General features: G+C 31.1%; 13 protein-coding genes and 6 tRNA genes. 3 read left to right on the top strand and 16 right to left on the bottom strand.

Going from position 1 to position 13,944, the window contains the following annotated elements; translation table 11 throughout:
* Positions 1–93 precede the first annotated feature (93 nt).
* The 12 genes from E4100_RS04540 to E4100_RS04485 all read right to left on the bottom strand — a co-directional run bounded on the left by E4100_RS04540 (position 94) and on the right by E4100_RS04485 (position 6,850).
* Positions 94–957 (bottom strand): DegV family protein, encoded by an 864-nt coding sequence (locus tag E4100_RS04540; RefSeq protein ID WP_245196358.1) that lies wholly within the window; start codon positions 955–957, stop codon positions 94–96.
* A 15-nt stretch (positions 958–972) separates the two neighbouring features.
* Positions 973–2,316 (bottom strand): phosphoglucosamine mutase, encoded by a 1,344-nt coding sequence (glmM, locus tag E4100_RS04535; protein WP_135270859.1) that lies wholly within the window; start codon positions 2,314–2,316, stop codon positions 973–975.
* Between the two features lie 20 nt (positions 2,317–2,336).
* Positions 2,337–3,671, bottom strand: coding sequence for a CCA tRNA nucleotidyltransferase (locus E4100_RS04530; RefSeq protein ID WP_167792075.1), 1,335 nt, complete (start codon positions 3,669–3,671; stop codon positions 2,337–2,339).
* Between the two features lie 80 nt (positions 3,672–3,751).
* A tRNA-Arg gene (locus tag E4100_RS04525) sits at positions 3,752–3,828 on the bottom strand.
* An 88-nt stretch (positions 3,829–3,916) separates the two neighbouring features.
* Positions 3,917–4,000, bottom strand: a tRNA-Leu gene (locus E4100_RS04520).
* Positions 4,001–4,003: 3 nt separating this feature from the next.
* Positions 4,004–4,079: transfer RNA gene (locus E4100_RS04515), tRNA-Lys, on the bottom strand.
* Between the two features lie 6 nt (positions 4,080–4,085).
* Positions 4,086–4,161: transfer RNA gene (locus E4100_RS04510), tRNA-Lys, on the bottom strand.
* Positions 4,162–4,166: 5 nt separating this feature from the next.
* Positions 4,167–4,243 (bottom strand) — tRNA-His (locus E4100_RS04505).
* An 11-nt stretch (positions 4,244–4,254) separates the two neighbouring features.
* Positions 4,255–4,328, bottom strand: a tRNA-Gly gene (locus E4100_RS04500).
* Between the two features lie 181 nt (positions 4,329–4,509).
* The gene (locus tag E4100_RS04495; RefSeq protein ID WP_135270857.1) at positions 4,510–5,145 is read right to left on the bottom strand and encodes a DNA-3-methyladenine glycosylase family protein; all 636 of its coding nucleotides are present in this window, start codon (positions 5,143–5,145) and stop codon (positions 4,510–4,512) included.
* Between the two features lie 6 nt (positions 5,146–5,151).
* A complete protein-coding gene (locus E4100_RS04490; RefSeq protein WP_135270856.1) occupies positions 5,152–6,321 on the bottom strand; it encodes an AI-2E family transporter in 1,170 nt (389 codons plus the stop codon).
* Positions 6,322–6,343: 22 nt separating this feature from the next.
* Entirely contained in the window at positions 6,344–6,850 is a 507-nt protein-coding gene (locus E4100_RS04485) for a GNAT family N-acetyltransferase (protein ID WP_209315270.1), read from the bottom strand.
* A 148-nt stretch (positions 6,851–6,998) separates the two neighbouring features.
* On the opposite strand from E4100_RS04485, the gene E4100_RS04480 reads away from it, so the two are divergent.
* The gene (locus E4100_RS04480; RefSeq protein ID WP_135270855.1) at positions 6,999–7,520 is read left to right on the top strand and encodes a DUF308 domain-containing protein; all 522 of its coding nucleotides are present in this window, start codon (positions 6,999–7,001) and stop codon (positions 7,518–7,520) included.
* 88 nt (positions 7,521–7,608) lie between these two features.
* Here E4100_RS04480 and E4100_RS04475 read toward each other — a convergent pair whose 3' ends face one another.
* The 4 genes from E4100_RS04475 to E4100_RS04460 are packed head-to-tail and all read right to left on the bottom strand — an operon-like array spanning position 7,609 to position 11,572.
* Positions 7,609–8,427, bottom strand: coding sequence for a PTS system mannose/fructose/sorbose family transporter subunit IID (locus E4100_RS04475; RefSeq protein ID WP_135270854.1), 819 nt, complete (start codon positions 8,425–8,427; stop codon positions 7,609–7,611).
* Positions 8,417–9,244, bottom strand: a complete 828-nt coding sequence (locus E4100_RS04470) for a PTS mannose/fructose/sorbose/N-acetylgalactosamine transporter subunit IIC (protein WP_135270853.1) — start codon at positions 9,242–9,244, stop codon at positions 8,417–8,419. The genes E4100_RS04475 and E4100_RS04470 overlap by 11 nt, the downstream gene beginning before the upstream one ends.
* Before the next feature lie 13 nt (positions 9,245–9,257).
* The gene (locus E4100_RS04465) at positions 9,258–10,196 is read right to left on the bottom strand and encodes a PTS sugar transporter subunit IIAB (protein WP_135270852.1); all 939 of its coding nucleotides are present in this window, start codon (positions 10,194–10,196) and stop codon (positions 9,258–9,260) included.
* On the bottom strand, positions 10,193–11,572 hold the full coding sequence (locus E4100_RS04460) for a sulfatase family protein (protein ID WP_135270851.1): 1,380 nt from the start codon (positions 11,570–11,572) through the stop codon (positions 10,193–10,195). The genes E4100_RS04465 and E4100_RS04460 overlap by 4 nt, the downstream gene beginning before the upstream one ends.
* A 180-nt stretch (positions 11,573–11,752) precedes the next feature.
* Between E4100_RS04460 and E4100_RS04455 the strand changes: the two genes are divergently transcribed.
* On the top strand, positions 11,753–12,475 hold the full coding sequence (locus tag E4100_RS04455; protein ID WP_135270850.1) for a GntR family transcriptional regulator: 723 nt from the start codon (positions 11,753–11,755) through the stop codon (positions 12,473–12,475).
* Between the two features lie 32 nt (positions 12,476–12,507).
* The gene (locus tag E4100_RS04450; protein ID WP_135270849.1) at positions 12,508–13,614 is read left to right on the top strand and encodes a radical SAM/SPASM domain-containing protein; all 1,107 of its coding nucleotides are present in this window, start codon (positions 12,508–12,510) and stop codon (positions 13,612–13,614) included.
* Positions 13,615–13,944 lie beyond the last annotated feature (330 nt).

The following is a 13,944-nucleotide window of genomic DNA, read 5'->3' as shown; positions in this document are numbered from 1 at the left end:
TTTCACAAATAACAATACATCAGAGACCTTCCTTTTCATCTTTTTATCTCAAATGTATAGCTCGTTTAATATCAAAATATGTGTCATTGTTTTCTAAAAACTTATTATCACACCACCATCATTTACATATGATGTTGACAATCCATTAGTTTCAACAATTATTATATCTTTGAATCTAAGTTTCTCTATTTTTGCTTTCAATCCTAAAGCTTTTTCAATTGCATTTGCATGTGAAATAACAGCTATTCTCTCTGAAAAATTTACATTTGTACTTTCTATTATCTCAGCAAGTCTATTAAATACTTTGCTTGATCCTCTCACTTTCTCTGCTAACTCTATTTCTCCTAATTCATTGCTTTTCATTATTAACTTTACATTTAAGATATTAGCAATTAAACCATTGATTTTAGAAATCCTACCATTTTTAATTAAATTTCCCAAATCTTCAGAAATAAAATATGTCTTCATATCGGAGATGTATTGTTCTACATTATTTACTATTTCATTATTCGAAATTCCTTTTTTTATTTCCTCAATTAACTTTAAAAATATCAACACTTCACCTGTACTAGCAGATTTAGAGTTAAAAATATGAATGAACTTATTTTTTTGCTCCAATGCAATATTTTTTGCCGTAACTGCTGAATTGTATGCTCCTGATAATTCTTTTGAAATTGTAATGGCAAAAGATGTAGTACTCTTCATAAATGATTCTAAAAACTCTCCTGGTGAAGGACAAGATGTTCTTATTGGATTTGGACTATCATGCATAAATTTTATCAATTTGTCCCTATCGAGATTTTTATCGTCTACAAATTCAGTCCCATCAACATAAATTTTAAATGGAACTAAATCTATTGATAACGTGTCATTTATTTTGTCTTCAATTTCTTTAATATTTATTGAATCCATTATTTCCTTATTAACATCGCAACTAGAGTCCGCTACAATAATCATATTCATTCCCCTATTCTATAATAATATTTTTTCTATCAAAAATGCCAAGTTTTCTGCTTCTTTTTTTATCCAATCGTAATCCTTCCCTTCTATCATAACCCTTACTAGTGGTTCTGTCCCTGATGGTCTTATCAACACTCTTCCTGACCCACTAAATTTTTTCTCCAATTCTTTAATTGCATTCTCTATTTCTGGAAAGTTTAAAAACTTATTTTTATTCTCCGGTTTAACTCTAGCATTTATTAGCACTTGTGGAAAGTTCTCCACTAAGTCATTTAGAGACGAAGCTTTTTCATTCTCATTTATCATTATTTTTAGCAATTGCAATCCTGTCGCTAAACCATCTCCAGTAGTATTTAAATCCATGAAAATAATATGGCCTGACTGTTCTCCTCCAAGTACAAAATTTCTTTTTTTCATCTCTTCAATTATATATCTATCCCCAACAGGAGTTCTCATTAAATTAATCCCATTTTGAGATAAGAATACTTCTAACCCCATATTGCTCATTACAGTGGCAACTATTGTATTATCATTTAAGTGATTTTGCTTTTTTAAAAATCTGCCACAAATCGCAAGCAAATGATCTCCATCGATAATTCTACCTTTTTCATCTATTGCAATAATCCTATCTCCATCTCCATCAAATGAAATTCCTAAATCTGCATTTGTATCTAAAACTAGTTGCTGAGCGAGATGAGGATTTGTAGAACCACAATTATCATTTATATTTGTTCCATCAGGTTGAGTGTTTATTGCAATCACATCACCATTTAGTTCTCTAATTATCTCAGGCCCTATCTTGTACAAAGCTCCATTTCCACAGTCCATAGCGATTTTATAGCCCTTGAGGTCAATTCCAATCTTTTCTTTTAAATACTCTTTATAATGCATCGGAGCATCTTTTTCATAATATATCCTTCCAATGCTGTTTTTAATAGGTCTCAGCTCAATAGATTTATTATTTAATAAAATATCTTCTATCTCATCTTCAATTTCATCAGGCAGTTTATAGCCATCTGCACTAAAAAATTTTATCCCGTTATATTCATAAGGATTGTGTGAAGCTGAAATTACAACACCTGCTAAAGCCTTATATTTACGTGTTAAATAGGCTACTGCTGGTGTTGGTATAATGCCAACTTGTATAACATCGAGTCCTATTGAACATAAGCCTGCACTAATTGCAGCTTCAAGCATGTCGGATGATGCTCTTGTATCTTTACCCACAATTACTGTCCCTCTGTTTCCATGAGTTAAAACAAATCCTCCAGCTCTTCCAATCTCGTATGCAAGTTCAGGTGTAAGTTCTTTATTAGCTACACCCCTGACTCCATCAGTACCAAATAATTTCCCCATATTAGCCTCCTTCATTTAAATCAATTTTTTAAATACTTTCTCTTTACTATCTCTAATAAATCAGACTTATTATTTTTCTTAGGATTTTCAATCACTACTTCGAGTAAATAATCTAAAATTTCACCTAGTAATGGACCTTCTTCTATGCCTAAAGCTTTTAAATCATCTCCATTGACATTTAAATGATTTCTTAAATATGGTTCTTCTACGATTTCTCTTAAAATTCTTCTCTTCTCCTCAAAATAACTCAAGTCTTTATCTCCTTTTTTGCTGAGTTTATCAGCAATTTGAAGATCAATTAAATTGTTTAAATTATCGTAACCTATTCTTTGTAATTGCCTTTTTACATATTTCTTATTTAAATCTTTAGAATAATTCATATGCTCATTTATCAATACTAAAGAATTCTTAATTAACTCATTTGAAAAATGTAACCTGGTTAAAACCTCTTTTGTGATCTCAACACTAGTTTTTTCATGTCCATAAAAATGCCCTATTCCATTTTCATCCAACTTAAAAGTATATGGTTTCCCTATATCATGAAACAATGCAGCAACTCTAACTTCTAATACTTTAGGTGCATTATCCAAAACCTCTAAGGTATGCTCAAAAACAGTTAAATCATGATGTGGATTCCTCTGGTCAAATCCTATTGCTGGGATCATTTCAGGCAAAATAACCTGCAATATCCCTAGATCCTTCATAAGTCTGATACCATAGGAAGGTTTATCAGATAAAAGTATTTTTATAAATTCATCTCTTATTCTTTCTTTGCTAATATCCTTTAATTTGCTAGAAAATTTAGCACACGCATTGGCTGTTTGGACATCTATTGTAAACCCAAGTTGTGTGGCAAATCTAACAACTCTAAGTATCCTTAAATAATCCTCTTTTAACCTCTCGTTCGGATCTCCAACACATCTTATCGTTCTCAATTTCAAATCATTAATTCCCCCGAAAGGATCTATAAAACCAACTTTAGGATTATATGCAATTGCATTTACAGTAAAATCTCTTCTTTTGAGATCTTCTGTTAAGTTTGATATATATTTTACATCCATAGGCTTCCTACCTTTGATGTATTTATCTTCTATTCTAAATGTAGTAACTTCAACTTGACCTTCTTTCATAACAACCGTTATAGTCCCAAACTTTTTCCCTATGTCGACAATTTTAAAGTCTCTAAAAATTGTTTCTAACTCCTTGGGTGTCGCGTTTGTAGCTACATCATAATCATACGGTTTCTTACCAATTATATTATCCCTCACACAACCACCAACTAGATATGCTTCATATCCATTTGATTCTAATATATATATAATTTTATTCACGTATTCAGGAATATAAATATTCATTTTCTCCTCCATTAATTTAAGTATAGCATAAAATCAATATAAAAAAACAAAAAACCTTATCTGTTGTGATAAGGCTTAAATGGTGCACCCTGAGGGACTCGAACCCCCGACCAACTGGTTCGAAGCCAGCGACTCTATCCAACTGAGCTAAGGGTGCATATAAATTCTACTTATTTAATTATATCACAAAAAAAACAACAATAAGTAAAAATTTAAAAACCAGAGAAATTATTCTCTGGTTGATCTGGTGCGGGAAAGAGGACTTGAACCCCCACGTCAATGACACTAGATCCTAAGTCTAGCGCGTCTGCCAATTCCGCCATTCCCGCAAGTGGTGACCCATCAGGGGCTCGAACCCTGGACACCCTGATTAAGAGTCAGGTGCTCTACCAACTGAGCTAATGAGTCATATAATGGTGATCCATCCGCGACTCGAACGCGGGACACCCTGATTAAAAGTCAGGTGCTCTGCCGACTGAGCTAATGGATCAACTATGGGGTGGGTAATGGGATTCGAACCCATGACCTCCAGAGCCACAATCTGGCGCCCTAACCAACTAGGCCATACCCACCATGCATTTGGTGGAGCGGGTGAAGGGAATCGAACCCTCGCAGCTGGCTTGGGAAGCCAGTGCTCTACCACTGAGCTACACCCGCAAAAAAATAATCAGTGATATATTTAAAATTGATATCCAAAATAAATGATATCTAATTTGTGCTGACTTAAATAAGTATAACAATTCGACTAATGCTTGTCAATACAAATACAAAATAAAATTTAGCTGATTTTGAAAAAATATATTACTCGCCTTAAAGCATTATATTTTTAAAATATCTATCATACAGTTCTATTTGAATACCATTTATTAAATTCTTTATCCATAGCTATTTCCCAGATATAAAATGAAGCAATTGTAGAATATGGGCTAAACATATCTTTATATTTCCCGATTGCAATTCTATCATTTATATGTTCACCATACATCATAGACAGCCCTTTTTTAATTCCAAAATCATCAACGGATAAGATATCCTTTCTTTCAAGCGAAAAGATTAATGTCATTTGAGCAGTCCATTTACCAACTCCAGGAAACTTTATCAAAGCATCAATTACTTCATCATCGCTTAGATTTTTCAATGCATCAAAGTCGTATCCATAAATGTATTTTTGACCTATAATTGTCTTTATATATTCTGCTTTTCTTTTACTTATTCCACATTTTCTATAATCAATTTCATCAATTGTTAATAATCTCTTTTTATCAAAATCTTTTGTCAGGTCTATAAACTTGTTCAAAATAGTTTCATAGGCTTTGGAAGATATTTGCTGACTTAATATGTTTTTAATCAAAGCTTTAAAGATGTCTTTTTCTACTTCTCTATATATGTGTCCATATTGAGTAATGGCCATCGCCATATTATTATCTTTCTTAGTCAAATAATCTTTTTCTAAGTTCCCATATTCAAAATACATTGTTAATTAATACTCCTTATATTTATTTGTTTCTACAGGCAAACCTTTCTTTAGAAGTCGCTTTTCCACATTATCTTTGACAATTGAATAAATAAATACAAAAAGTGGAACCCCTATAATCAAACCAATAAATCCAAATATTTCTCCAGATATTAATAGTGAAAACAATATCCAAAATGCTGATATACCAAGTGAATCTCCAAGGATTTTAGGTCCAATTAAGTTACCATCTAGCTGCTGAATTATCAAAATAATTACTAAAAACCAAAGAGCTTTAATAGGCGAAACAAATAGTATGATAAAAAATGAAGGTATCGCTCCAATAAAAGGTCCAAAAAAAGGGATAATATTTGTTACTCCTATTATAAAAGCGATTAATAATGAATATGGCATTTTTGTGATAATTAAAACTATATAAGTTAAAATCGCAATTATTATCGAATCGATAATCTTCCCAACTAAGAATCTTCCAAATATATTGTCTGCTCTCTTTGTCAACTCAATGTTTCTCGTTGCTCTTTCTTTTGAAAAAATGCTAAAATTCAGTTTCTTTAGCAACATAGAAAATCTCTCTTTATCGATTAGCATGTAAACAGAAATAATAATTCCTAATATTATGTTCCATATACTTGAAAATAATCTTCCTGCATAAGTGCCTATTAATGGCAATGAATTGGAAATAAAATTAATTATATTGTCAACAAAATTATTCCATCTTAAAACAATGTCATCAATGTATGACTGTGATATGTTTAATTTACTTATAAAATCAATTATGCTTTTAGATAAGGAATCATAATTATTAATAACCATATAAACTGCACCAGTTACAGAATTGATCAGTTGTGGTAAAACTAGGTAAATAAATAAAAATAAACCAGCAATCAACAATAAATATGTCAATAATAAACTAACTATCCTCTTTACTTTATTTCCTTTTCGTTTAGATAATAATGGGCTTATTGCTTTCCTTTCAATAAAATCCATTATAAAATTTGCTAGATAGGCTATTGCAAATCCTATTGTAAATGGGGCAAAAACTTTTATATACCTGTTTAAACCAGCTATAAATAATCCAAATTCTGAGATTATTATGTAAAAAAGCATGCTAATAAACACAACTATAATGGAATATGCTGAAATAGTTGTATATTTTTTATTCCATTCTATTTTCATTTTATCCTCCAAATATGTGTATTTAGAATTCCTTTGCTAATTCAATTAATGCATCATCGCACACTCTATAAACTGTCCATTCATCCATTGGTATAGACCCTAATTTCAAATAAAAATCAATCGATGGTTTATTCCAATCTAAACACCACCATTCAAATCTTCCACAATCTTGTTCTACAGCTGTCTTTGCCAAATAAGCTAAAAGTGTTTTACCTATACCTCTTCCCCTCATTTGCTCTCTTACATATAAATCTTCCAAATATAACCCAGGTTTCCCTAAAAAAGTCGAAAAATTATTAAAATACAGCGCAAACCCGACTTCTTCGCCATCATAAACAGCAAACACGACTTCAGCTTTTTTTCTGTTAAATATTGAATCTTCAATTATCTCTTCTGTTGCTACTACTTGATCAAGCATTTTTTCGTAATCAGCCAACTCTTTGATAAATTTCAAAATCAAAGGCACATCTTCTCTAGTAGCTTTTCTTATGTATAAACTTTCAACCTTAGTTGGTATTAAATCTTTCATTTAAACCACTCTCCAGTATTTTACTTATTCAAAATTTTAATTTAATTATATCACACAGTTTAATTTTAGTGATATAAACTTTAAATTGTTTTTAATTGGTATTTTTAGGGTAACAATTAAATGTAAGAATTTAATAGGAGGGGATCTTGTGAATAAAAGAAATATACTGTACATTTTAGGTGGTTTGATAATGATAGTGGCTAGTATTGCTGCTTTTGTAAATCCTTTAGCTACAGTTACTACTTTGGCAATGATTATTGGAGCAGTAAGTTTAGTAAGAGGAATTATGTTGATAATATCTTATTGGAATATTAAAGAAGAGTTTAATTTCAAAGCTAAGTTTATGTTATTCTTCGGTATCTTATTGACTTTATTTGGAATATTATTGTTGTTTAAAACAGAATTTGCAATAAATATCATGACATATGCAGTGGCAGTGTGGTTTATAGTAGAGGCTATACAAAATTTTTTCTCAATTGGAGATTACAAAAAATTTAGTTCAGCTATTTACACTACAAATATAGTAATTAATATTCTACTTCTGCTCTTTGGAATACTATTACTTCTTAATCCTCTAATCACTTGGATAACAGTTTCAGTTTTAATTGGTCTAATCCTATTAGTAGCAGGACTAAACTATTTAATTTATGGCATCGTATTTAGAGAATAGATATAATCAAAATCATTATAACAAAATCTAAAGCTCAAAGAACCTCATTACTGTTTCAGTAATGAGGTTCTTTCTATAAAATCATATGTTACATAATGCCAAGTAATACCATCACAAATGCAAATACTAATATTCCGAGAAGAAGTTTGTTTGTGCTCCATCCTTTCTTATCGACTAAGTAATAGCTAACTAGAGCGACAATTAAAGGCATGAGATTAGGCATTATTTTATCTAATATTTCTTGAATGCTGATAACCATGTCTCCAGCTTTATATTGTAATGCTATAGGTGCTTTAATTACAGTAGAAGCAACGCCTCCAATTACAATCAACCCTACCATAGTCAAAGTTGTAGTTACTATTTTCTTAGTTCTATCGTTAGTGAGTATACTAACAGCATCAAGTCCAAGTGAATATCCTCTTACGAATAGTCCATATTTGATTGGTAGTACAATAGCTAACCACAAGGTCAAAAATACTATAGCACCGATTGGTGACCCGTTAGCAGATAAGCCAATACCTATGCTTAGCAATATAGGATTTAATGTTCCCACAAGTAGTGAATCCCCTATCCCAGCAAACGGGCCCATTAAGGCATTCTTTGTACTCAATATTACTTCTGGTTCAACATCTCCGTCTATAGCATGAGATTCTTCTAACGCTAGACAAATACCTGGTATAATTGATCCAAGTTGAGGTTCAGTGTTGAAAAATGTCAAATTTCTCTGCAGTGCGTCTTTCAATCCTTCTTTATCATCTTCATATAATTTCTCGAGAGCACCCGATAAGCTGTGTGCAAACCCTGTACCCATCATTCTTTCATAATTGTGAGAGCTTTGATGAAAGAAAAGCCATCTTAATGAAGCTTTTGAAACATCTTTCTTAGTGAGTTTTCTTTTATTCTTCATAATTACCCTCCTCATCTTTAAATCCGTTCGATTCATTTACTGTTCCATTTTCTGTTTGTACTGCCCCATATTTACTGTATTTAGCCATAACATAAATTAATGATAAAGATGCTGCAATAAATACTAAAGATGTTATTGTTATATTAAATGAAGACATAAATACCCACCCTAGAATGAACAATAATATCATCCATTTTTCATCAAGAATTTGCTTTAATAAAATTGCAAAACCTAATGCAGGAAGCATCTTCCCTCCAACAGCTAAAAATTCAAGTACTATTGCAGGTAAACTAGCTAATAAGCTTTCTGCAAATGGTGCTCCAAAATAGCAAGTTAAAGATACAATAAAAAATCTTTCTAAGAATGAGACTGAAGTTCCCATAACATTCGAAATTCTAACTCCTCTAGCATCAGCTTTTTCAGCACATCTATCAGCTCTGTGAGAAAATGCTGCTTGAACAGTCATAGTAAAATTATGAAGTGCAACTCCCAATGCTCCTAATGGTATTGCTAAAGCAACAGCTGTCTCTGCTCCACCACCAGCTGCAATTGCCAAAGGTATCCCTATATATGCTGCCAAGTTCATATCTGATGGAACTGCTCCACCAGGAGTTATTTGTCCAATGAATATTGCTTGTACTGCTACTCCACATAATACACCAGCAGTAACATCACCTAAAATAACCCCACAGATAAGTCCTGCAACTAAAGGTCTACCTATCCCGTACCATCCCCCTGTAGTTCCAAAAAGCCATGGTACTTGATTCCTTCCTAGGTAAGCAAACAAACCTATTAATAACGCTTGCCATAATTCCATTTTTACCCCTCCATTAAATTATTAGATTATTAAAATCAACTTTTGGATCGTTAGGTACCATTTGTGCAAAAAAATCTGTGCCATTATTAATCAATTGCTTTATAATGTTTTTTTCTTCCTCATTTAAGTAAACGGTCTTTCTATATTGTGTAGTCCCTTCTCTTCTTGGAACATTTCCTATGTTTACTTCTTTAAATCTGTAGCCTAATTTATCCAACTTAGACAACGTTTCAATATTTGTTATTATAACTAGGATGTTTTCCCCAAGATATGCTTCACTATCATTTAACCTCTCAAACGCTTTCTCAACTGACAAAACAGATAATTTAACAGAATTGGGTTTTGCCATTTTTAAAGCTGCTTTCTGAACATCATCTTTTATTATGTAATCATCAATGACAATAATTCTGTCTATCCCCAAGTTACTAGTCCATGCAGTAGCTACTTGCCCATGTATTCCGCGATAATCAACTCTCACTCCTTTAATAGTATAGTTCTGTTTATTTTCATTTTTTAATTCAGATTTATGATCCACTCTTTCCACCTCCCCTTCATTTTTTTGTACGAATGATTCTCTATAATTGTCAACAATAACCATCATGGAGCCTTTAGCATCGTTTAAAATGTTTTCGGTAACTTCCTCTCCCATAGCAGCAGAAAGTACCATTGGCAAATTCATCCCAGTAAAGACAATAGCTCTTCTATCTTTAGAAAATTTTTCATATGCTGTATTAGCAGGAGAGCCCCCTTTAATGTCAGCAAAAATGAAGATTTTATCATAATTTCTTAGCTGCTCATCTAGTTCATCTAATTTGTCTAAGTATTCCTTTTTCCCATATTCCGGAAGTAATGGAACAGAAAATATCCCATCTTCTTCTCCAGTAATCATTTTAATTGCTTCTTTCATAGCATTAGGTAAATTGCCGTGACCAACTAATATAATTGCTTTCATGCTCTCCCCCCAAATTTAGAACCTAAGCTGTCATAATCTTCAGGATTTTTAGATTCTGCAGCCACAGATTCTCTTTTATTAACTTTCCATTCTTTTTTTACCTCAATTGGCCCTTTTAGCAAAGGATCATCGGTATTTATCATAAACTCATCTAACTTATTCCTCATGAAATTAAGTACATCCTGATATTCATCATTTTCTGCTAAGTTGTTTTTTTCAAACACGTCATAGAAAAGATCAAATAAATATTCTTCGTCTTTTTTAAATTCGTTCAATCCATTTTCCATATAAAAATCCTTAACTGGTGATGAATCAATGTTTGATTTGTTTATCTTTAAATATTCCTTATCAAAGTACTTTATGTACTTATATCTCTCTGTTCTAACTGATCTTACAGGCTCATACGATGTATGAAAATTTATTTCACTAAATACAAAATCATCTCCTACATAATCTTCCCCATTAAAAATTTTTGCGAAACTTTTACCTTCAAGATAGTCAGGTTTTTTAATGTCAAGCAAATCCAATAAAGTTGGGAGTACATCTATGTGAGAAATTAGGCCTTCAAAAGATCTTCCCTCATATTTTGAATTAGGTACTCGTATCGCTAACATAACTCCTATACCATTGTCAAACAGAGTGCATTTAGCAAAAGGAAATGCTATCCCATGATCTGTAGTCAAAATGATAATGGTGTCATCATAAATACCAAGTTCTTTTAGTGCAGAAATTATTGTCCCTATATTTGAATCCGCTATTTTTAAACTGGTTTGGTATCTTGCAAAATCTTCTCTAGTTATTTCATTATTTACTATATTGATCGGTGGAACTGAATAATCTACGATTTGATCGTCATCTATGTTTGAAGGAAATTTTCTATGTGTAGCGTGCATTCCGTATGAAATGAAAAATGGTTTAGTTCTATCATATTCTTTGAGAAAATTAACTAAATTCTTTGCATTTTCAATGTCCCACTGTATTAAGTCTTCTCCCTCATAACTTGAATTGTCAGCACTTAAATCTATTTCATACCCCAATGTTCCGATAGCTTTTTCATGTTCTGTATAATATCCTATTTCATGTTGTACACCACATAAAGCTGTTAGAAAGCCATTTCCCCTTAATATATTGGCTATGTGTAGATCTCTTTTTAATTCAAAGCCTCTTTGCGCTAATCCAAGCATCCCATTTTGGTGAGGATAAACTCCAGTCAATAGTCCTGCTCTGCTAGGCGAACATGTTGGTGCAACACTGAATGCATTTTGAAAAAATACAGCTTCATTGCAAAAACTTTCTATATTAGGTGTATTTACTTTATAACCATATGGACTTATAACTCTACCTGTATCATGAGTATGAATATATAAAATATTCATCTTTCTCCCTCCTTAAACTTGTTAGATACAATATATCATCGATTTATATATTGCACAATGCACTTGACATATTTTGATATAACAATTTAAAATGTAATAATACAAATATTAAATTTATAGTAGAAATATTTTTTATATTTGATATAATTAGAATATTGAATAATAATTAGGAGGACACTTATGGGATCTCTACCGCTTTATATGATGATAGCAAACGAACTAATAAAATCAATTGAAAACGGTGAATATAAGAAAAATGAAAAGCTACCAACAGAATCCAAATTATGCAAAATTTACAATGTGAGTAGAATAACAATAAGGCAAGCATTACATGTATTGGCACAAAAACAATACATTGAAAAAATACAAGGTAGTGGTACTTATGTTATATATTCTAAAACATCTGTGCTAATCGGAAGATCGTCTAAAATAATTTCATTTTCTGATGAAATGAGAATGAAAAACATCATACCAAGTGCAAAAATAGTAGATTTTAGACTTGTTAAATCTGATAAACAACTATCTGAAGAATTAAACACCGAGTTGGGTACTAATCTTATCTACTATGAAAGAATATTGCTTGGAGATGATTTCCCATATTGTTTTGAAAAAGGATATTTACCGGTATCTTTGTTTTCAGATATCACAATAAAAAATCTTGAAAAATCAAAGATAGAATACATAGAAAAAGAAAAAAATATAGAAATTGGATACAGCCATCAAGTTGTACGAGCTTTAATGCCTGATCAAAAACTTCATGAACTATTAAAAGTCAAATTAAATACCCCCTTAATAGAGATAACTCATGTAACTTACACACCAGATGACATCCCGATAGAAAAAACAAGTATTATTTTCGACTCAAATCTATATCAAGCTCATTTTATAAAGTATAGGAAATAAAAAATTATCTACTAAAAATAAGGACTGATTAAATGAAAAGTATATCATTGCTAATAAAACCTTCTTCCAATTTATGCAATTTGAATTGTAATTATTGTTTTTATCAAGATGTTGTAAAGCATAAAAGAATAATCACTAATAAATTTATGTCTGTCTCGACGATGAAAGAAATCATAAGTCAAATTCATAAAAACCAAAAATATTTAAGCGAAGTTAACATAGTATTTCAAGGAGGAGAGCCCACATTAATTGGGAAAAATTTTTATGAATCATTTATTTCAAGTATGAAATCAAAAGAATTAAATAACCTAAAAATTAACTATTCTATCCAAACTAACGGTATTTTAATTGATGAAAAATGGTGTGAATTTTTTGCTGAAAATAATTTTTTGGTGGGGCTTTCATGGGACTGTCTAGAGGATATTCACAATTTATATAGGACTGATCACAATGGATTACCAACTTACGACAAGATTAAACATACAAAAAAATTATTCGATTCCTATAATGTCAATTATAATGTTATCTCTGTTCTTACTAACGACTTAGCATCAAGAGCTAAAGAAGTATATGATTTCATAAAAAATGAAGATATTAAATTCATACAATTCATACCTTGTATTAATGGTTTGGGGAATAATCCAGTTACTTCTCCAGCATTAACTCCTAAAAATTTTAGTAAATTCTATAATGAGCTATTTCAAATGTGGTCTAGAGCTTTAGATCCGAATGATTACATAAGCATAGGTTTTTTTGACAACTTGATTTCATATTTGGATAAAGGAATAGTAAGCTTTTGTGGAATAGATGGTAATTGCCACTTTCAATATGTAATAGAAGCAAACGGCGATGTCTATCCTTGCGATTTCTATGCAGTTGACCAATACCTCTGTGGTAATATAAATAATTTAGACTTGTTGGATTTTCCATTTACTAAAAATGCTAATAAATTTATTTCAGACAGAAGTTCTATATCTAATTTCTGCATAGATTGTAAGTACTTTAATTATTGCAAAGGAGGCTGTAAAAGGCTTAAATATAATATGTATCTAAATGAAACCGAAACATACTGTGGGTTTAAAGATTTTTTAGAAAAACATGAAAAACAATTATTAAAAATATCAAATAGATTTAAATAAACATTTTTAAAACCAATATTATTTATCTACTCCACTACCAATGTAGAAACTATTATCATTTCACTCTCAGCTACTGAACTATTTATGGTCATTTTTATTATAGTCAATTATATATCTAGAAAACCAAATTCATAAATAGCTGTAATCTTTATTTGAGTTAACCTAGAAGTAGAAAGGTGATAAGTTATTAGTTGTATTTAGTGTTCAATTTATAGTTTGTATGATTACCATGTTAAAAGTATTCATTAAATATAATCGGGTAGGAGGAAAATAATTATTTTATTTTCCGACCTCCCACACCACCGTACGTACGGTTCTCGTATACGGCGG

It is taken from the genome of Soehngenia longivitae (genome assembly GCF_004684055.1).
In the GTDB taxonomy this organism is placed as follows: domain Bacteria; phylum Bacillota; class Clostridia; order Tissierellales; family Tissierellaceae; genus Soehngenia; species Soehngenia longivitae.
This window is presented reverse-complemented; position numbering and strand designations above follow the sequence as displayed.